The organism is Gammaproteobacteria bacterium (assembly GCA_019748175.1).
Classification (GTDB): Bacteria; Pseudomonadota; Gammaproteobacteria; order JAIEPX01; family JAIEPX01; genus JAIEPX01.
In genome coordinates this window covers 239,919-258,895 of sequence record JAIEPX010000008.1, presented here as the reverse complement: position 1 = coordinate 258,895, position 18,977 = coordinate 239,919, and the positions used below count along the sequence as shown (strand labels likewise).

Annotated in this window: 15 protein-coding genes; 7 read left to right on the top strand and 8 right to left on the bottom strand. The window is 38.7% G+C overall.

The genetic code is table 11. The annotated features are described in order from the left end of the window. Positions 1-57 precede the first annotated feature (57 nt). The 6 genes from K2X50_04210 to K2X50_04185 form a co-directional block, all read right to left on the bottom strand. Entirely contained in the window at positions 58-1,320 is a 1,263-nt protein-coding gene (locus K2X50_04210; GenBank protein ID MBX9586443.1) for an MFS transporter, read from the bottom strand. A gap of 58 nt (positions 1,321-1,378) precedes the next feature. Beyond that, complete coding sequence (locus tag K2X50_04205; GenBank protein ID MBX9586442.1) at positions 1,379-2,593, bottom strand: DUF1343 domain-containing protein; 1,215 nt, start codon at positions 2,591-2,593, stop codon at positions 1,379-1,381. Positions 2,594-2,622: 29 nt separating this feature from the next. Then, positions 2,623-3,834: a beta-lactamase family protein gene (locus K2X50_04200; GenBank protein ID MBX9586441.1), complete on the bottom strand. Its 1,212-nt coding sequence runs from the start codon at positions 3,832-3,834 to the stop codon at positions 2,623-2,625. Between the two features lie 70 nt (positions 3,835-3,904). Continuing rightward, entirely contained in the window at positions 3,905-5,560 is a 1,656-nt protein-coding gene (gene groL / locus K2X50_04195; GenBank protein MBX9586440.1) for a chaperonin GroEL, read from the bottom strand. Positions 5,561-5,590: 30 nt separating this feature from the next. After that, entirely contained in the window at positions 5,591-5,884 is a 294-nt protein-coding gene (locus tag K2X50_04190) for a co-chaperone GroES (GenBank protein MBX9586439.1), read from the bottom strand. A gap of 205 nt (positions 5,885-6,089) precedes the next feature. Then, on the bottom strand, positions 6,090-6,344 hold the full coding sequence (locus tag K2X50_04185) for a hypothetical protein (GenBank protein ID MBX9586438.1): 255 nt from the start codon (positions 6,342-6,344) through the stop codon (positions 6,090-6,092). Between the two features lie 227 nt (positions 6,345-6,571). Here K2X50_04185 and dsbD point away from each other — a divergent pair, with 227 nt between their 5' ends. The 4 genes from dsbD to prmA all read left to right on the top strand — a co-directional run bounded on the left by dsbD (position 6,572) and on the right by prmA (position 11,395). Continuing rightward, the gene (dsbD, locus tag K2X50_04180) at positions 6,572-8,434 is read left to right on the top strand and encodes a protein-disulfide reductase DsbD (protein ID MBX9586437.1); all 1,863 of its coding nucleotides are present in this window, start codon (positions 6,572-6,574) and stop codon (positions 8,432-8,434) included. Between the two features lie 248 nt (positions 8,435-8,682). Beyond that, positions 8,683-9,144, top strand: coding sequence for an acetyl-CoA carboxylase biotin carboxyl carrier protein (gene accB / locus K2X50_04175; GenBank protein ID MBX9586436.1), 462 nt, complete (start codon positions 8,683-8,685; stop codon positions 9,142-9,144). Between the two features lie 6 nt (positions 9,145-9,150). Then, positions 9,151-10,500: an acetyl-CoA carboxylase biotin carboxylase subunit gene (gene accC / locus K2X50_04170; protein ID MBX9586435.1), complete on the top strand. Its 1,350-nt coding sequence runs from the start codon at positions 9,151-9,153 to the stop codon at positions 10,498-10,500. A 10-nt stretch (positions 10,501-10,510) separates the two neighbouring features. Next, positions 10,511-11,395: a 50S ribosomal protein L11 methyltransferase gene (gene prmA / locus K2X50_04165; protein ID MBX9586434.1), complete on the top strand. Its 885-nt coding sequence runs from the start codon at positions 10,511-10,513 to the stop codon at positions 11,393-11,395. A 76-nt stretch (positions 11,396-11,471) separates the two neighbouring features. On the opposite strand, the gene K2X50_04160 is transcribed toward prmA, so the two are convergent. Together K2X50_04160 and K2X50_04155 are read right to left on the bottom strand one after the other, a co-directional pair. After that, positions 11,472-12,056: a histidine phosphatase family protein gene (locus K2X50_04160; GenBank protein ID MBX9586433.1), complete on the bottom strand. Its 585-nt coding sequence runs from the start codon at positions 12,054-12,056 to the stop codon at positions 11,472-11,474. After that, complete coding sequence (locus K2X50_04155; protein ID MBX9586432.1) at positions 12,053-12,865, bottom strand: 3-deoxy-manno-octulosonate cytidylyltransferase; 813 nt, start codon at positions 12,863-12,865, stop codon at positions 12,053-12,055. Before K2X50_04155 ends, K2X50_04160 begins: the two co-directional genes overlap by 4 nt. A gap of 247 nt (positions 12,866-13,112) precedes the next feature. On the opposite strand from K2X50_04155, the gene K2X50_04150 reads away from it, so the two are divergent. The 3 genes from K2X50_04150 (at position 13,113) to K2X50_04140 (ending at position 18,969) form a co-directional block, all read left to right on the top strand. Continuing rightward, positions 13,113-15,296, top strand: coding sequence for a hypothetical protein (locus K2X50_04150; protein MBX9586431.1), 2,184 nt, complete (start codon positions 13,113-13,115; stop codon positions 15,294-15,296). A gap of 294 nt (positions 15,297-15,590) precedes the next feature. Then, on the top strand, positions 15,591-16,922 hold the full coding sequence (locus K2X50_04145; protein ID MBX9586430.1) for an AAA family ATPase: 1,332 nt from the start codon (positions 15,591-15,593) through the stop codon (positions 16,920-16,922). A 37-nt stretch (positions 16,923-16,959) separates the two neighbouring features. After that, a complete protein-coding gene (locus K2X50_04140; GenBank protein ID MBX9586429.1) occupies positions 16,960-18,969 on the top strand; it encodes a M13 family metallopeptidase in 2,010 nt (669 codons plus the stop codon). Positions 18,970-18,977 lie beyond the last annotated feature (8 nt).

The following is an 18,977-nucleotide window of genomic DNA, read 5'->3' as shown; positions in this document are numbered from 1 at the left end:
CTGCGATCTATAAATAGCGTTATAATAATATGATTTCGCAGAAACTGTCGTAGTAATTTAGTAACGATTTCGTAAAACCTCACACAACTCAAGACGCGACGCCGCTTTAATAGCGAAAATAGCCACGAAGGCACTGAGGGCGACATAAATTGCTGGACCTTGTTGCCAATCGAAAGAGCCGACGATGTATTGAGAAATCAGAGGAGCTGTGCCCCCAAAGATGGCGACGCTAATGCTCCAGGATACTGTTATACCGGTATAACGACGTTGTGTTGGAAATAACGTGTTGAGATAATTAAATAAAGGTCCTGAGCTCATTCCGTTGAAAAAAGCGTATATAAATTGCGCTAATAAGAGTAACGCAATTGAGTGATTAGAAGTTAATACAAAAATTAATGAAGCAGATATAGCGGCTCCACTTAATCCAAACAATATCAATGTGCGTCCGCTATTATATTTATCAGCAATTTTGCCAAATATTGGAATGAGTATTGCAACACAACCTTGTCCGAAAGCGGCTATCATTAAAGCATTGTGCGCTGAAAACTCCAAATGAGTAATGAGAAAAGTTGAAAAATAAATATTACATACATAGACATTAATTCCTACAAAAGCAGCTATGGCTGCTGTTTGCAACATAGCTTTTTTTCCAACTTCGAGCGATGTTTTTAAAGGTGATCGAAGTCTCTCATGCTGATTTCTCTGAAATTCTGGACTTTCGCTGAGAGTACGTCGTAAATAGAATCCAATTAAACAACTGAGCGATCCAATCCAAAACGGAATTCTCCAACTCCAACTGGGCAGGCCTTGGTAAGATACTGCTGAGACCATTAATGCACCACATACCATTCCTGCTGCTGCAGCAGATGCAATCCAACTGCCCGCACTATTTTTGTGAGGCTGATTTGCATGCTCAATTAAAAAAATAGCCGCGCCATTAAATTCACCTGAGACAGCCAAACCTTGTAAAATTCTACACAATAATAGCAATGCAGGTGCTAAAAGACCCCACTGAGAATACGTTGGCAAAATGCCCATGCTAAAAGTTGCCAACCCCATCAATGCCATTGAAAAAGTAAGCGCTTGTTTACGACCGTATCGATCGCCTATATGTCCAAATATCACACCACCAATAGGACGCGCGAAAAAACCCGCTGCAAATACACCGTATGCGGCAAGAAGCGCAACCCGAGAATCTACTTGAGGAAAAAATATTGCGCTGATTTTTGCAGCCGAATATCCATAGATAGAATATTCAGTCCATTCAAGAAAGGTACCTAACGCACAAATAAAAATTGATCGAGTTTCTTTACTCAACATAGGCTTTGCACTCGCTAATTAGTAAACCAGTGGATTATAAGCGATTTACTAACTTTTCTCAATCGTAGATTAAAATCGATTCGCGCTGTTTCATAAACTGAGCATTACTCTTTTTAAGTTTTTCGATAATTATTTCTGCGGACTCATGATTTTCAATAGCTTGACGAAAGTCAGCAGAACCGATCATGCCATTTATAGCTGAGAATCTCAATTTATTCTGAAATTGCGAATACAATACCTCAGCGACGCCGATAAATGTTTTCATAGTATTGATCTCTTTAATATCGGTAATCTTTATAGAAAACCCATGACACACTTTATTTTCATATTGTGCACGATCGGGCGTCCAGCTGATTACCTGAAATTTGAGTCCGGGTAATTTGAGTTTATTTAAATTTGAGACCAAAACATTCGCCTCTTCTAAACTGATCCACGGTGCACCAAATTGCTTAAAAGCATTTTTATTCGTTTGACTTCTACCAACGGCCAATTGCAGCGACTCAAACGGTCCAAAAATTGCGTATAAAAACGCTTGCTCAAATGTGGGTAATGCTGGTGAAGGTGCATGCCAAGTTAAATCAGTATCACTAAATAAATAATTTCGTTTCCAATTTTTCAGGGGCACTATTTTTAATTGAGAATCGATATTAAAAAAGCGATTATAATATTGCGCCAACTCTCCCATTGTTAATCCATAACGAGTCGGAATTGGATAGTAGCTTGCAAAATTTCCAACATATTTTTCATCAAGTATGGCCCCTGAAACATTTTTACCACCTAATGGATTGACGCGATCCAAGACAATGATGGGAATATTTTCCTGCTTTGCTGCCTTCATTACCAATGCTAGCGTAGTAATATACGTGTAATAGCGTAACCCCACTGTTTCCAAATCAAACACAATCACATCAACGCCAGATAATTGGTCAGTTGTCGGTGATTTACGAGGCCCGTAAAGTGAGTAAACTGGAATCATTTCACCTTCTTTATCTGATACTTTATCGTCTTCATTCACACTAAAACCATGTTCGGGCGTAAAAATCGCTACAACATTTGTATTTGGAAAGCGTTTTAGTAACTCTACTGTTGAGCGGCCTTGACGATCAACACTGGCATTATTGGCTACAATAGCAATTTTTTTATTTTTAATTAAGTGCACATACTCAGGCGTCAACAATCTATCGATACCTGATAGGACAGGTTGACTAGCATACGCAGATAACACCAGCAGTGATAAAAAAATTCCACCAAAACACGACAAACTTATTTTCATTTTTTACCTCTTAAATTACAAAAAATAGGCTAATGAGCTCTTAATGCAGCTTCATGAAACAAAGGATTAGGTTGGGTGAATCCCAAATTTTTCCAAACAGCCGATGTGATTTTCTGTCGCCAATATCGATCTCGCGCTTGATGTGTTGGATCAGGATTTCCAAAAACTCGATTCGTTAATAAGATTACATAAAGCCCTTGTTTTCGACTGATCCAAATTGACGTTCCAGTATAACCTGTATGTCCTATAGCATTCGCATCGATATAATACCCGGCACTAAATTGATGAGGTATTTCTGAATCTTCCGGATTATAAGCCGTATCCCAGCCTAGTGCCCTCGTACTTTTTGGTAAAACATCATCACGCTGAAAAAAAATGTCTAACGTTTCTCTCTGTAAAAACTGTGCATTATGATAACGACCCTTATTGAGGATCATTTGCGCAAAATGCTGTATATCATTAGCCGACGAAAATAAACCCGCATGCCCACATACACCTCCCATAGCACGCGCAATTGGATCGTGCACTACTCCAACACAATTTTCAGAAAATGTAGGTATGATAGAACACGCATCTTCCTTAGGAATAAACCCTGTGTGATACATCTCTAAAGGATAAAACACAAAATCTCTCAAATAATCACTTAAATTTTCACGCGTAATTCGCTCTACAATTTTCCCTAATAAAATAAAATTGAGATCTGAATAGAATGTTTTTCTTTTTGGATAAAATTTTAAGGGTGTATTAAATAAACAATTCCAACGATGACCTAATGAACAAGCAGTCATTTTATCTACGGCAATAATATCTTGCAATCCAGAACGATGCGTCAGTAAATCTTCTATAGTAATTGTTTTTTTAATTTGCGTATGAAGTAGATCTGGCCCTGAAAATTCCGGAAAATAATCAACTACTTTGTCTGTTAAACGAATTTTATGTTGCTCATACAATTTCATGATTGCAGTTGTTGTTCCAATCACTTTTGTGAGCGAAGCGAGATCAAAACGATCAAACACCTCATCTGAAATTTTTTTCTGATAAGTATGATAACCATAACATTGTTTTAAGATCACATGATCAGCTGTACCTGCAATTAAACAACCCCCGGGGAATGCATGATCTCTAAAAGCTTGCTGGAATAAATAATTAATGTTTTCTTTTGAATCATACCGATAATTTTTTGTTGCAAAAACTGACGTTGTTATTAAACAGCTTATTATCATTATTAATTTTATTTTCAATTTTATATTCCTAAAAAAAAAGCCCCTCAGTTGAGGGGCTTTATCACGGCCTAAAAGGCAAGGAAGCAGATTACATCATGCCGCCCATACCTCCCATTCCGCCCATACCACCCATGCCACCACCAGAACCAGCACCTTCATCACCGCCCTTCTTTGGAAGGTCAGCAATCATCGCTTCAGTGGTCAACATTAAACCTGCAATCGACGCTGCGTTTTGTAGTGCAGATCGAGTTACCTTGGTTGGATCCAAAATACCCATTTCGATCATATCACCAAATTCGCCCGTTGAAGCATTGTAACCATAGTTATCTTTGCCTGCTACGACTTTAGCCAGCACTACTGAAGGTTCATCACCCGAGTTGGCAACGATCTGACGTAAAGGAGCTTCAAGCGCCCGACGTAAAATATCGATACCACGCGTTTGATCTTCATTCGCGCCTTTGAGGTCTACCAATGCACGACGAGCACGTACCAGAGCAACACCACCACCAGCAACAATACCTTCAAGAGCTGCAGCACGAGTTGCATGCAATGCATCTTCCACGCGCGCTTTTTTCTCTTTCATCTCGATTTCTGTAGCAGCACCGATCTTAATTACTGCAACACCGCCTGACAATTTAGCCAAACGTTCTTGCAATTTTTCGCGATCATAATCAGAAGTGCTTGATTCAATTTCTTTTCGAATTTGATCAACACGTGATTTAATGTCTTTTGAATCACCTGAACCATCAATAATCGTTGAATGTTCTTTGGTGACAGTAACGCGTTTTGCACGTCCAAGATCTTGCAATGTTGCACTTTCTAAACTCAAGCCAACTTCTTCAGCAATGACTTTAGCACCGGTCAAAATAGCAATATCTTGCAACATAGCTTTACGACGATCACCAAAACCAGGCGCTTTTACTGCACAGACTTTGACGATACCACGCATATTATTCACAACTAATGTTGCTAATGCTTCCCCTTCAACATCTTCAGCGATGATGAATAAAGGTTGGCCAGATTTAGCAACAGCTTCTAATATTGGCAACATGTCACGAATATTAGTAATTTTCTTGTCGTACAATAATACGAAAGGATTATCTAACTCACAGTGCATGTTTTCTTGTTTGTTGATAAAGTACGGTGATAGATATCCACGATCGAATTGCATACCTTCAACCACTTCAACACTGCTTTCAAAACCTTTACCGTCTTCAACAGTAATAACACCTTCTCTGCCCACTTTATCCATCGCGTGAGCAATTTGATCACCAATCGATTCATCAGAATTTGCAGAAATTGCACCGACTTGTTTGATTGCTTTATTGTCTTTGATTGGTTTAGACATCGCGATGAGTTCTTTAACCACTGCAGCAACACCTGTGTCGATACCGCGTTTGAGATCCATCGGATTACGACCAGCAACAACATCTTTAATTCCTTCAACCAGAATGCTTTGAGCTAATACAGCTGCTGTGGTTGTACCATCACCAGCATCATCCGCTGTCTTAGAAGAAACATCGGCAACCATTTTAGCACCGAGATTCTGACAAATATCTTCGAGCTCAATACTCTTAATTACTTCAACGCCATCTTTGGTGATTTTTGGAGCACCATAAGCTTGTTGAATCACAACATTGCGGCCTTTAGGACCCAACGTGGTTTTCGCTGTATTCACAGCAAGATTTACGCCTTCTACTAAAAGTCGGCGTGCTTCATCACTAAATTGAATTTGCTTAGCCATTAATTAATCCTCTTAATTGATTCCAATTGATTACGCTTCGACTACACCGAGTAGATCGTCTTCGCGCATAACAAGTAATTCTGTTCCGCTGATTTTGACTTCAGTACCTGAGTACTTACCAAACAGCACTTTATCGCCCACTTTGACATCAGGCGCCAAAATTTTACCATCTACGACTTTACCTTTACCTACAGCTACAACTTCACCTTGAACAGGTTTTTCAGTCGCTGAATCGGGAATCACGATACCACCACCAGTAGTACGCTCTTCCTCCATTCTCTTAATCACGATTCGATCGTGTAAGGGACGAATTTTTACGCTCATACGTTCTCACTCCATACTTAAAAATAACAATTAGCCGGCTAAAACCGCCTGAAATGTGTTTTAGCAGCCCACATTAGCACTCACATGCTTAGAGTGCCAGTATTAACAAGATGGGGGTTGAAGTCAAGAATTCAAGTGCGGAATAGAATGGTATTGCGCTCCCGCATAAACGGGAGCGCTTTTACACTATTGTAATGATTTAATACTACCAGTGTCGATGATGGTGACGCCAATGATCACGATGATATCTGTGATGATGTCGCCAATTGTCATTATGGTGTCGATGATGATGTCTAAAATGCTTAACATGCATGTTAGGATGCACAACAATCACTCGATGCACGCCAGGATGACCATGTTTAATAGTCACAGTTTTCACCACTTCGGCATTCACACTTGTAGCGCCTACCAGAGCGGCGAGCGCAGTTCCTAATACAAGACTTTTGATTGAAATTTTCATGATACTAACCTCCTCGTAATATACTAGTCGCACTCTAATTATAGCAGGTTTTTAAACCACCAACTCCAATATATAGGGAATACACTTGTGTAATTATTAAAATATAATCAAATTATACGACTATAACGATATTTATTTGCACTCTTATTGACTACTTCAACATAGCGTGCCCGACCCTTTCGCGTTATGATAACTCTAGCTTTTTAACTTTATGGGAAACCGACCACATGATCACATTCAAACGTCTGTTTTTTGCCCTATTATTCATCATACTCACACAAACTGTATTCGCTGAAGATTCGCCAAAACCTATTTCAGGCGACAAGGCATTCGAATTTTCAATCAAAGCAACGAATAACGAAACTATTGTGGCTGAATGGAACATTGCACCTAATCATTATCTATATCGCGATCGAATTTACTTTAGTTTAAAAGATCATACTCAAGGCGTGCTCGGTAATTCGATTCTTCCAGCGGGTACCATTAAAGAAGACGAATACATGGGTAAAACGACTGTGTATCAAAACCATGTCAGCATATCAATTCCGATCATGACTCACACTAAAGATCCTGTGCAATTATTAGTCAGTTATCAAGGTTGCTCATCAGGGGGTTATTGTTATCCCCCGATCACAAAATTAGCTGAACTGGATTTGCAAAGCCATTTTGGCCATGCATTGAAAGGCACCACTGTCGAAAATACTTCACCTGAAGAACCCGTCGCGCCCTATTCAGATCAAGATGAAATTCAGGATCTGCTTGCATCACACGCCGTTATTACTATTCTTCTCAGCTTTTTGGGAATCGGTGTGCTACTTGCATTTACGCCGTGTGTTTTACCCATGGTCCCTATTATTACTACGATCATTGTCGGTCAAAAAAATATTCATACGTGGAAAGGTTTTCGATTATCTTTAGTTTATGTTTTAAGTATGTCTTTAACCTATGCGGTCGCAGGTCTACTCGTTGGTGCTGTTGGTAGCAGTATTCAAGTCATTTTTCAACAGCCTTGGATTATTGTACTTTCTGCCATTATTTTTGTTATTTTAGCCTTATCTTTTTTCGGTTTCTATGACATCAAACTGCCAGAAAAATTTGAAAGTACTTTAACGAAAATCAGTAATCATCAAAAAAGTGGAAGTTATATTGGTGTGGCAGTAATGGGTTGTTTAGCTACGCTGATTTTATCTCCGTGTGTGACACCGGCACTCGTCGGCGCGCTGGGTTATATTGGTGATACCGGTGATGCATGGCTCGGAAGTGTTGCACTATTTTCTCTTGGATTTGGAATGGGATTACCACTCATCGTCATTGGTACTGCTGGCGGAAAAATTTTACCAAAAGCCGGACATTGGATGGAATCCATAAAGTCCTTTTTTGGTGTTTTAATGTTAGCCATGGCCATTTATATGTTGAGCAGGATTCTACCACCAACCATTACATTATTACTCTGGGGTGCTTTACTCGTCATTGTTTCGATGTATTTAGGAACATTTACTCCTGTGAGTGAAAATAAATGGGCGCGATTACGAAAAGGCGTCGGAATTTTAATGCTTGTTTATGGATTAATGATGCTAGTAGGCGCTGGTTTTGGAAATGACGATCCTATACGTCCTCTTTCAAATTTAGGTCATCCGAATATTACTTTGGGCACAACATCAAATAAAGTTGAAACCGTAAAAAATCTCACTGATGTTCGACGTGAATTAGCAAAAAGCCGCGCAAAAGGAAAATTTTTATTGCTCGATTTTTATGCTGATTGGTGCACCTCTTGCTCTTCCATGGAAAAACACACTTTTCAAGATCCTGATGTTGAAAAACTATTGCGCGAATTTACATTTGTTCGCGCTGATGTCACTCATAATGATGCGACCGATAAAGCTTTGGAAACGTATTTTAATGTCATTGCACCACCCACTATTTTATTTTTCGGACCCGAATGTCGTGAACTCAAACAATATCGTGTCGTGGGTGAAATGAATGCGCAAAAATTCAAAGCATTGCTTGAAATGATTCTAGCCGATGAAGAATTGAACAAAAAGCAAGCCCAACAAAAAGACAAAGACGACGACGGGAAAATTTGCATTTAATGAGATTATTAATGACATACCTGCAAAGAGGTTTCCTCACTGTCCTTTAGATTTGTGAGGAAAAGACTGTCCATATAGAAATATACCTATTCAACACCTTCCTTGAAATCAATATGCTGGCAAAATGCATCATATTCGGCTAAATTGAAGAGATCATCTTCGAACTGGACAAAACGGGCAAGATAGTGCAGAATCGGCGTCTTGCCTCAAAAAGGCTTTATTGTATACGATTGAAAGGGGTTGAAACAGTGGATATTCGTAAAATTCGCAAGTTGATTGAACTAATCAACGAAACCGGGGTCGCCGAGATCGAAGTGCACGAAGATAAAGAATCTGTGCGCATCAGCCGGTACTCCCACGCACCCGCACAAGTTACTCCAGTGCATTATGCTCAACAGCCTGAGTCTCACCCATCACACGCTAATACCCAATCTCCTCAAGCCGCTAGTGCTCCCAAAGAAAGCACTCCAATCAAAGGTTACACTGTCAAATCGCCTATGGTCGGTACAGTGTATTTAGCACCGACACCCGGTGAGAAGCCCTTTGTGGAAGTGGGTCAACGCGTTGAAGTGGGTGACGTATTATGCTTAATCGAAGCGATGAAAATGTACAATCAAATTGAATCAGATAAAGCAGGTGTCATCAGCGCACGATTAATCGACAACGAATCGCCTGTTGAATTTGATCAACCATTGTTTATCATTGAGTAATCATCCATGGTGAAAAAAGTCTTAATCGCTAATCGCGGTGAAATTGCATTACGTATTTTACGCGCTTGCAAAGAACTCAACATTAAAACTGTTGCAATTTATTCCACCGCAGATGTTGATCTTAAACATGTTCGCCTTGCTGACGCAGCAATCTGCATAGGCCCACCAAACGTCGCAAAAAGTTATCTTAATGTTCCTGCGATCATCAGCGCAGCAGAAATTTCTGAAGTCGATGCTATTCATCCGGGATACGGATTTTTATCTGAAAATGCAGACTTTGCCGAACAAGTTGAAAATAGCGGATTTATTTTTATTGGACCACGACCTGAAACTATTCGAACAATGGGAGATAAAGTTTCAGCAATTGAAGAAATGATAAAAGCAAATGTTCCAACAGTACCTGGATCTAATGGAAAATTAGGTCTTAACAATGAAACGAATTTACAAATCGCAAAAGACATTGGCTATCCTGTTATTATTAAAGCATCGGGTGGTGGCGGTGGTCGAGGCATGCGCATCGTTCGCGATGAAAATGAACTGATTTCACTGATCGCAATGACTCGCACTGAAGCTGAAGCAGCTTTCGGAAATCCCGATGTGTATATGGAAAAATTCCTTGAACATCCACGACACATAGAAATTCAAGTGTTGGGTGATGGACAAGGCAATGCGATTCATTTAGGCGAACGAGATTGCTCAGTACAAAGACGACACCAAAAAGTTATAGAAGAAGCGCCCGCTCCTGGCATTACAGAAGAAGAAAGACAACGTGTTGGTATGCGCTGCGTAAAAGCATGTAAAGAAATGAAATATCGCGGAGCAGGAACTTTTGAATTTCTTTATGAAAATGGCGAATTTTATTTCATCGAAATGAATACTCGCGTGCAAGTCGAACATCCTGTTACAGAAATGGTCACTGGAATTGATATTGTAAAAGAACAATTATTAATTGCGAGCGGCAAAAAATTGCGTTACAAACAAGAAGACATTTCCATCAAAGGCCATGCTATTGAATGTCGAATTAACGCCGAAGATCCTCGATCATTTTTACCCTCTCCTGGAAAAATTAATTTATTCCACGCACCTGGCGGCCCTGGAATTCGCGTAGATAGTCATATTTATAGCGGATATTCTGTTCCTCCTTATTACGATTCAATGATTGGAAAAATTATTAGCCACGGCGAAAATAGAGAAAATGCCATTGCAAAAATGAAAAATGCATTATTCGAATTGATTGTAGATGGAATTAAAACAAATATTGAATTACATCAAGATATACTCTCAGATCCAAAATTTCAAACTGGGTGTCAAAATATTCATTTTCTTGAAAAGAAATTAGCCTCTGAAAAACAATAAGAGAAATTAGATGCCTTTTTTACAAATGACGCTGGCTACTAATCGAGAACAAGCTGAATTATTAAGTAATACGCTCGATAACTTGGGTGCTCTCGCAATTACATTACAAGATGCACAAGATCAACCCATTTACGCACCTGGAGTCGGTGAAACTCCACTTTGGGATCAAATTAAACTGACCGCGTTATTCGACGAATATGCCAATCTTCCTGAAGTTATCTCTGTACTACAAAATCAATTTGGGAATGAAATCGCTAGAAACTCCACCGTAGAATTAATTGTGGATCAAGCGTGGGAACATACTTGGAAAAATGATTTTAAGCCTCAATGCTATGTAAATAAATTGTGGATTTATCCAAGCTGGCAAATACCAGCAGAACGTCCTGCACACAGTTTGATTCTCGACCCTGGAATGGCATTCGGCACCGGAAAACATCCTACAACTCAATTATGTTTATCGTGGCTCGCAAAAAATATCTCACAACAAGATCTCGTTATCGATTACGGTTGTGGATCTGGAATTTTAGCTATTGCAGCTATTAAACTTGGCGCGAAAAAAGCATTTGCTGTAGATAACGATCCTCAAGCGCTTATTGCAACACGAGAAAATGCAGAGTTGAACGAAATATCATCTGAAAAACTTCAAACATTTTTACCCGAGGAATTGCTGCCTGTACAAGCAGATGTTTTGATCGCCAATATTTTAGCTTTACCCCTCATCGAATTATCAACTCATTTTTCACAGCTTCTAAAACCGGATGGAAAAATCGTAATATCTGGCATTCTTGCCAACCAAGTTGACGCCATTAAAACAGCCTATTCCACATGGGCCACTTTTGACACCCCCGAGCACCAGCAAGAGTGGGCGTGCCTTTGCGGCAGGAGTCAGATTTGACACACAGTAAAGGGGGTCAGATTTTTATTTGGTGTATACTCAAGATTAGCATACTCAAAATGCATCGCGCCCCCTCCTAAGAACGCCGATTAGAATAAACGCAGTGCCAATGACCGTTTTCAACCGTAAGATAAGAAACTGCACCCGTCTTTAGTTTGATATTATGCTCAGGCGCAAATCGCGCAACTCCATTACTTGTAACAACTAAGATAGTCTGATTAGGAAATTTTTTTTCTTTTTCATTCGCGAATTCTCGCCATGCTTCAGTTATTTTTTCTGGATTAACATTCCAACCCGATGGAACGATATTATTTTTCTCCCACTGCCCTAACGCAGATTCTCCAAGGCGCGCAACCACTTCAGTTTCAGGCTTTCCTTCATCAGGACCGTAATCAATCTCATCAAAAATATTTATTGCTTCAATCGGTATCTGTAACTGCATTGATGATAATAATATTTCTGCTGTTAAAATTGTGCGCTTTAAGGTACTGGTATATACAGCGTGAATATCGGGATGATACTCGCGTAAATATTCACCTAATTTTTGAGCCTGATCTTTTCCACTGTTTGATAAAGGAATATCAGTGCCTCGCCCAACACGGAGTACGGTATCACCAGGATCAAATGTATTTCCATGTCGAGCAATCAATATATTAATCATTTAACTGCTTCCTGTTGCAACAATAACAGCTCTGCTTTTTTAGCATCTTCTAGTGTATCAACACCGGACATACTGGGAAATTGTCCGTAATCAACTTTAACCGCTTTAATTTTTAAACCATTTTCTAAAAAACGAAGCTGCTCCAATCCCTCTAAGGCCTCATAATTTCCTTCAGGCAAACTAACGAATTTTTGAAGAGCAGAAAAACGATAACCATATAATCCAATGTGTCTAAAAACGGGGGATAATTTTTGTGACTGCCTTAATTTTTCTTCTTGGCGTAGAGCGGGAATAATTTTTTTAGAAAACCACAACGCATTATTACTGTTGTCAACAATCGCGGTTGTTCCACTGAAAGGTCGCAGTAATTTACTCTGTCTTAAATCATCTAATGCTTCCCATGATAACTGAGCAACTGGAGTCGCAACATCACACTCAGGATTATTAATTAATGAATTTATAATTGCCGTTACAAAATGCGGCGGGGTCAGCGGGGCATCACCTTGCAAATTCACCACGATTTCTGGCAATGTGTCCAGCTGTGAACATGCAGCAAGAGCACGGTCAGACCCTGTCTTACAGTCTTCGGGAGTCATTACTACTTCAGCACCCAATTCTAAAGCATGCGCATGAATTCTATCATCGTCTGTAGCCACAAAAATTTTGACATCACTTAAATTTTGACAAGCAGCACACGCTACTTCATAGACTCGCTGAAGCAAGGTCTTACTTGCTATCATTGTTAGTGGCTTCCCCGGAAACCGCGTAGATCCGTATCGGGCTGGGATTATGATAACTGATCGAGCCATTACTACTCCTTTTTTATTGAAATCGTGAGTCATTCTATCAAGTTATTTTCGCTTTCACAAAGATAGGACATGTATCTAAAACCTATAACGTTAATTAAATAGATATAGAATTCAAATTTTGAATCTCAGCGCCAACCTTTAATATAAAACGATTCGCTTGTCAACCAAAAGAAGCTCGCTCTACTTGACGCGCTGTATTTAATGTAGTAGAAGGTTAATACTTTTTTAATCATAGGCGGGATGACATATGCGATTAAGAAACGAATTCCGAAAGTTATCGTATTTTGAGAAGAGTGCTTATACTAATCCACACTTAGGGCTTAGAAGTGAATCTTTTTTAAATCGCTCTCATTTCTTTTCTACATGGAAGCCTTCAAATATTTCTACTAGTACTGTGCTCGATATTACTAAACCATTTACAATTGACGGAGTTAATTATTTTCAAGCGATTTCAGATTTTTCACCTGTTGGAACCGTTATTGATATAGCGCTAAGGAAACAGAATTCTGCGGCATTTGTCGCTGCCTTTAACAGCTCATATACTGAAATCTATATACCTCCTGGCAGATATGTATTTGATACATATGCTTATATGGCATACAATAGTGCAAATGGACTAACTAAACGAATCTATGGTCAGCTAGATACAAAGTTTTCAAAAGATCCGAATTTTAACACGATTCTTGATACAACTTTTTTTAACCCTGTTTTTAATGGAACAAATCGTTCAAATTTCTTAGAATTTTATGGCGCAGCTCGTGAAATTGAAACGACTAACAGTAGTATTGAAAGTGGAAACGATACCACATATAGGTTCTTTATACCAAACACCTCTAATTTAAAACCAGGTGATTTATTATTAATATCTGATCCCAACAATTTTAGCTATGGCATAAGAGAATATTATAAAAAAGGTGAAATACTACAAATAAAAACCATAGACTCATTAACTGAAAGAGTAACTTTTGATTGTATAGACAATTATCGTAACGGATGTAAACTATATAAATTAGACACAGTTAGTGTTAACATTGAAAATATCCATATCACTGCAAAAAAAAATAATAATGATCCAATCGACCCTAGAGCAACTACATCTATTGCACTCAGTTTTGGTAGAGATAGTAACATTACTAATGTAATTATTGATGAATCGTCTTACTATATCGGATTAGATTTTCATAACTGTTATAAATGTAACGTATTATCAGGAAGTTTTAATGTCAACAAAGTTAATACACATATATATACACCTCCCAAAACGGATAATAATCCAACTCCAGTACCAATAACAGTACTACACAACGCATATGGAGTCTCTTTCACTCATTGTCAAAGTATATCTGTAAAAGATATCAAAGCTGAATCTCATTGGCATGCTATAGCAACGGGGGGCGGGGCAGCAAATGAAGTCATAGTAAATCGTTTTATAGATATTCAAGATAGCACTTTTACTAGAAAAATAATTCCACAATTTCCGGAAGCTGGTGCTGCTGCAAATTTTCACGGAAATACAGAATTATCAGGGTTTACGGGATGTACACTGGTCAACAGCGGATTTAACATCGGTGGACATAAAAATTATTATATAAAAAATAATGTTTTTCCAAATTCTAGAGATCCGAATGTATTACAAGCTCATGATATTGGTTTTCAATTTGATGAAAATTTAAGCCTATCATTTACATTGATCGGAAATTCAGTCAAAATCACTGGATTTAGACGACAAAAAATTAGTGCCAATGAAAATATTTTCGCCGAATTTTTGTTTCTTGGTAAAATTGAACGCAGCGATAGTCGATGGCCTCTTCCAGATGATTGCAAATTAGTAGTTAAAAATAATACATTTGAGTTAGATTGCTCTAATGATAATCTTCCTGCTGGAAATTATTCTAATTCACGTGCGATCTTTATAGGAACTATCTCAATGCCTATAAACTATCAATCCATTTTCCCACGCATGAAAGTTGAAATAGCAGGCAATACATTCAATATTATTAAAAAGCCAGATAATGTATCGATGAGTATTGATATTTGTGGTGAAAATGGAACGATGAATGCAAAAGAAAATGAAAGAAGACAAAAAGCCAACGACCCAAAAGATCCACCTCTTTATTGGAGTACAATTAAGAATATTAGAATATCCAATAACAAATTTACGTTTATTTCACAAGCTGTAAATGGTATGCCCCTGTTAAATCCTGTAGATTCCGAATCTGACGAAGTAATTATAGAAAATAATGATTTATCCACTAAAGGATCTGAAGGCGTCAAGCAACTTGTCAAAGTAAGCCAAGCAAAATCTGTGACAATGAAATACAACACATTGGTGGGAGTACCAAATCAGCCCAATCGTTCATTCCAAGATTTTACGGATATTGATCCCCCATTATCTGATTATCACACGAATACTTACAATGGGCATACCTAACTTGATATTTATCACATGGCTGAGCTCAAATAATTGGGCTGATTTTAAGATTGTAGCCATCAGCATGGGAAAATCACTTATTCGACTAGATCACAAGCCCCATTCGGCTTTGCCGACTTAGTTCAAGGATCCCATATTAACTAGATTCAATAGGGCTTTTAAGCCCATTGTCAAGAACCCAACGTTAAGAACGTTAGGATATCAAACGTTGATAACGTTGGACTTGCCAACGTCATCAACGTTGACTATAATCAACTCTACTATTGTACTGCAATTATAAAGATGAGACTCAACATGCTAAGTAATGATGTTATCAATGAACTACTGCTTAACGGGAATATCGATCATCCTTCGTTATTTCCTCATCTTACTCGCTTAAAGCAAAGTCCTTTTATCTTTGAAAGCGAATTTGGATTAAACGAACTTCCGACGGAACCCGGGATAATTCTGATCCGAGGTGCTCGTCAATATGGTAAAAGTACTTGGCTTGAAAAAGAACTTAAAAAATCTGTTGAAACTTTTGGCCCAGGATCAACATTTTATCTAAATGGTGAACACATTTTAGAAGCCACTGTTCTCGAAGAAAAAATTAACACCCTAATTCAAGTTTTTAATAGTAAGGCCAAAGCGCATCGGATATTCATTGATGAAATTACGGCTATAGATAATTGGGAATTAATACTAAAAAAAATGGTAGATGATGGCAGATTGCGGAATACCTTAGTCGTTACAACGGGATCAAAAGCAACAGATCTTCATCGAGGATCAGAAAGATTGCCTGGTAGAAAGGGAAAATTAAACCGCACTAGTTATTTATTTACACCTGTTTCTTATCGAGAATTTAAACGTGTTTGTGGAGAAGGTCTCGGGGAAAAATGCTTTATTAGTTATTTATTATCTGGTGGTTCACCAATAGCTTGCTCTGAATTAGCAGAACGAGGAAGAATCCCTGAGTATGTTATTGAGCTAGTTAGAGACTGGGTTGATGGAGAAATCACACATACGGGACGTTCCAGAAGTTCATTGCTGAATATCATGAATGTGCTTCATCGATTATCTCCTAGCCCCATTGGTCAATCTAAATTAGCACGTGAAGCTGGTCTTGCCAACAACACGGTCGCTCAAGGATACACCGAAGTGCTTCATGATTTAGGCTGTGTCCTACCAGCCTATCCTTGGGATCCGCATAGAAAAATTCTCATTAAACGCAAGGAATGCAAATATCATTTCACAAATGTTTTGGTTGCTTTGGTTTATCATTCTAATAGCATTCGCAGTGTAAACGATTTCCTTTTGTTACCAGAAAAAAATCAAGGTGTATGGTATGAATGGTTAGTTGCACAAGAACTATTAAGAAGAAATTCTATACTAGGGAAAGATATATTAGCGCCTCTTGCTTTCTGGAAAAATAAAGAGCATGAGATTGATTTTGTTGAAACACACGCGAAAACCAAGTATTTTGAAGTCAAACGAGGGTCGACTAATCCTATGGAATTTATCTGGTTTACTAAACAATTCCCACATAATCATTTGTCAGTGATTGCTAACAATCACTTTGACACTGAGCGTATTAAAGGTTATACATTTGAAGAATTTTTATTGGAGGAAACCATCAATGAATCTTAAATCTTTTATTATAGCTAGTATCATAATGGGGGTGAGTATGGCAGCAATCGGTGAACAATCTTCTCCACAAAAAGCCACATTGGGAACTTGGGGTATAGACCTCAGCGGCATGGATACTTCCGTAAAACCAGGCGATGATTTTTTTCTCTACATGAATGGCTCTTGGCTTAAAAATGCAAAAATTCCTGCAGATCGATCTAGCACAGGTTCATTTCAAAATTTGCAAATCTTAAGCGAAAACCGCATGAAAGATATTGTGACAGATCTTCAATCGAAGCCTTATGAAAAATTATCTCCTGAAGAGAAAAAGATTATTGATTTCTACGAAGCTTTTATTGATACCAACACTATCGAGAAAAATGGATTAGAACCTGCAAAAAAAGATTTGCAATGGATTGCTTCTTTAAAAAATCACACTGAAATTGCTGCTGCAATGGGTAATCCAGGACGAAGTACTGACAGTTTATTTTCAAGCCACATCGCTGCTGACGCAAAAGATCCTAATAAATACAGTTTTTATATTGGCCAGTCTGGCCTTGGGCTTCCTGAGCGAGATTATTATCTTCGCCCTGGTCCTCAGCTAGAATCTACACGACAAGCCTATAAAGAACATCTCAGCACCATGCTCTCATTATCGGGTGCAAAAGATTCTGATGCTCGCGCTGCAGCCGTGTTTGATTTAGAAACAAAAATTGCTCAAGCATCATGGCCTGCTGCAGAACGTCGCGAAGCCGAGAAAGTCTACAATCCAATGTCCATCTCTAAACTTCAAAAGTTTGCCCCTGAGTTTCCTTGGAAAGATTTTTTCAAAGCACTAGGATTGAATACAAAATCACCGTCTGGAGAGCGCATTGTCATCGTCGCAGAAAATACGGCTTTCCCTGCATTGGCAAAAATTTTTGCAGAAACACCGGTATCAGTTTGGCGTGATTGGCACACGATTCATTATTTACAAAATATAAGTGCGTATCTACCTAAAAATGTTGATGATGCTTTTTTTGATTTTTACGGAAAAGTCATTGGTGGACGCGAACAACAACTCGAACGATCTACTCGAGGCGTGATTCAATTAGACAGTCGCCTAAGTCATCCGTTTGGAAAATTATATGTTGCTCGTTATTTTCCTCCTCAATCGAAGGCTAAAATGCAAAATCTCATCGATAATTTGATAAAAGCTTACGATGCTGATATTCGACAATTACCCTGGATGACAGAAAAAACGCGTAAAAAAGCGCTCGATAAATTACATGCTTTTAAAGCTCATATTGGGTATCCCGATAAATGGCGAGATTTTTCACAACTCACCATTGATAAAAATGACCTCATCGGAAATATTCAACGCAGTGATATTTTCGAATGGAGTTATCGCTTAAATCGCATCGATAAACCGACGGACCGAAATGAATGGGAAATGACACCTACGATAATTAATGCGTATTACACTGAAACATTTAACTCTATCTTTTTCCCTGCTGGCATTCTTCAACCGCCCTTTTTTGATCCGCTTGCAGACGATGCTGTCAACTACGGCGGAATCGGAGCAGTGATCGGCCACGAAATTAGTCATGGTTTCGACGATCAAGGATCAAAATACGATGGTCAAGGTCGCTTAAAAAGCTGGTGGACAGACGAAGACCTAAAAGCTTTTGAGAAACGCACCTCAAAGCTGGTTGCACAATTTAATGAATTTGAACCTCTCCCCGATATGCACGTGAACGGACAATTAACGTTAGGAGAAAATATTGGTGATCTTTCCGGAGTTGCAATTGCGCTCAAGGCGTATCACCTTTCACAAAAAAACAAACCAGAAATCAAGCTCGATGGTTTTACCGGTGACCAACGTTTCTTCTTATCATTTGCACAAGTCTGGCAAAGCAAATACCGAGACAGCGAACTGCGTAAATTAGTGTTATCCAATCCACACAGCCCACCCAATTTTCGTGTCATTGGTCCGCTTAGAAATATTGATGAATGGTATACGGCATTTAACGTGAAGCCAGGTGATAAAAATTATTTAGATCCTGATCAACGAGTCAAATTATGGTAGGTAATTAG

What these genes read in the sequence shown, in the direction of transcription:
- K2X50_04145 (MBX9586430.1), top strand. Translation starts at nt 15,591, where the DNA reads ATGCTAAGTAATGATGTTATCAATGAACTACTGCTTAACGGGAATATC.
- prmA (MBX9586434.1), top strand. Translation starts at nt 10,511, where the DNA reads ATGCCTTTTTTACAAATGACGCTGGCTACTAATCGAGAACAAGCTGAA.
- K2X50_04210 (MBX9586443.1), bottom strand. Translation starts at nt 1,320, where the DNA reads ATGTTGAGTAAAGAAACTCGATCAATTTTTATTTGTGCGTTAGGTACC.
- K2X50_04190 (MBX9586439.1), bottom strand. Translation starts at nt 5,884, where the DNA reads ATGAGCGTAAAAATTCGTCCCTTACACGATCGAATCGTGATTAAGAGA.
- K2X50_04150 (MBX9586431.1), top strand. Translation starts at nt 13,113, where the DNA reads ATGCGATTAAGAAACGAATTCCGAAAGTTATCGTATTTTGAGAAGAGT.
- K2X50_04155 (MBX9586432.1), bottom strand. Translation starts at nt 12,865, where the DNA reads ATGGCTCGATCAGTTATCATAATCCCAGCCCGATACGGATCTACGCGG.
- dsbD (MBX9586437.1), top strand. Translation starts at nt 6,572, where the DNA reads ATGATCACATTCAAACGTCTGTTTTTTGCCCTATTATTCATCATACTC.
- K2X50_04185 (MBX9586438.1), bottom strand. Translation starts at nt 6,344, where the DNA reads ATGAAAATTTCAATCAAAAGTCTTGTATTAGGAACTGCGCTCGCCGCT.
- K2X50_04140 (MBX9586429.1), top strand. Translation starts at nt 16,960, where the DNA reads ATGGCAGCAATCGGTGAACAATCTTCTCCACAAAAAGCCACATTGGGA.
- groL (MBX9586440.1), bottom strand. Translation starts at nt 5,560, where the DNA reads ATGGCTAAGCAAATTCAATTTAGTGATGAAGCACGCCGACTTTTAGTA.
- accC (MBX9586435.1), top strand. Translation starts at nt 9,151, where the DNA reads ATGGTGAAAAAAGTCTTAATCGCTAATCGCGGTGAAATTGCATTACGT.
- K2X50_04205 (MBX9586442.1), bottom strand. Translation starts at nt 2,593, where the DNA reads ATGAAAATAAGTTTGTCGTGTTTTGGTGGAATTTTTTTATCACTGCTG.
- K2X50_04160 (MBX9586433.1), bottom strand. Translation starts at nt 12,056, where the DNA reads ATGATTAATATATTGATTGCTCGACATGGAAATACATTTGATCCTGGT.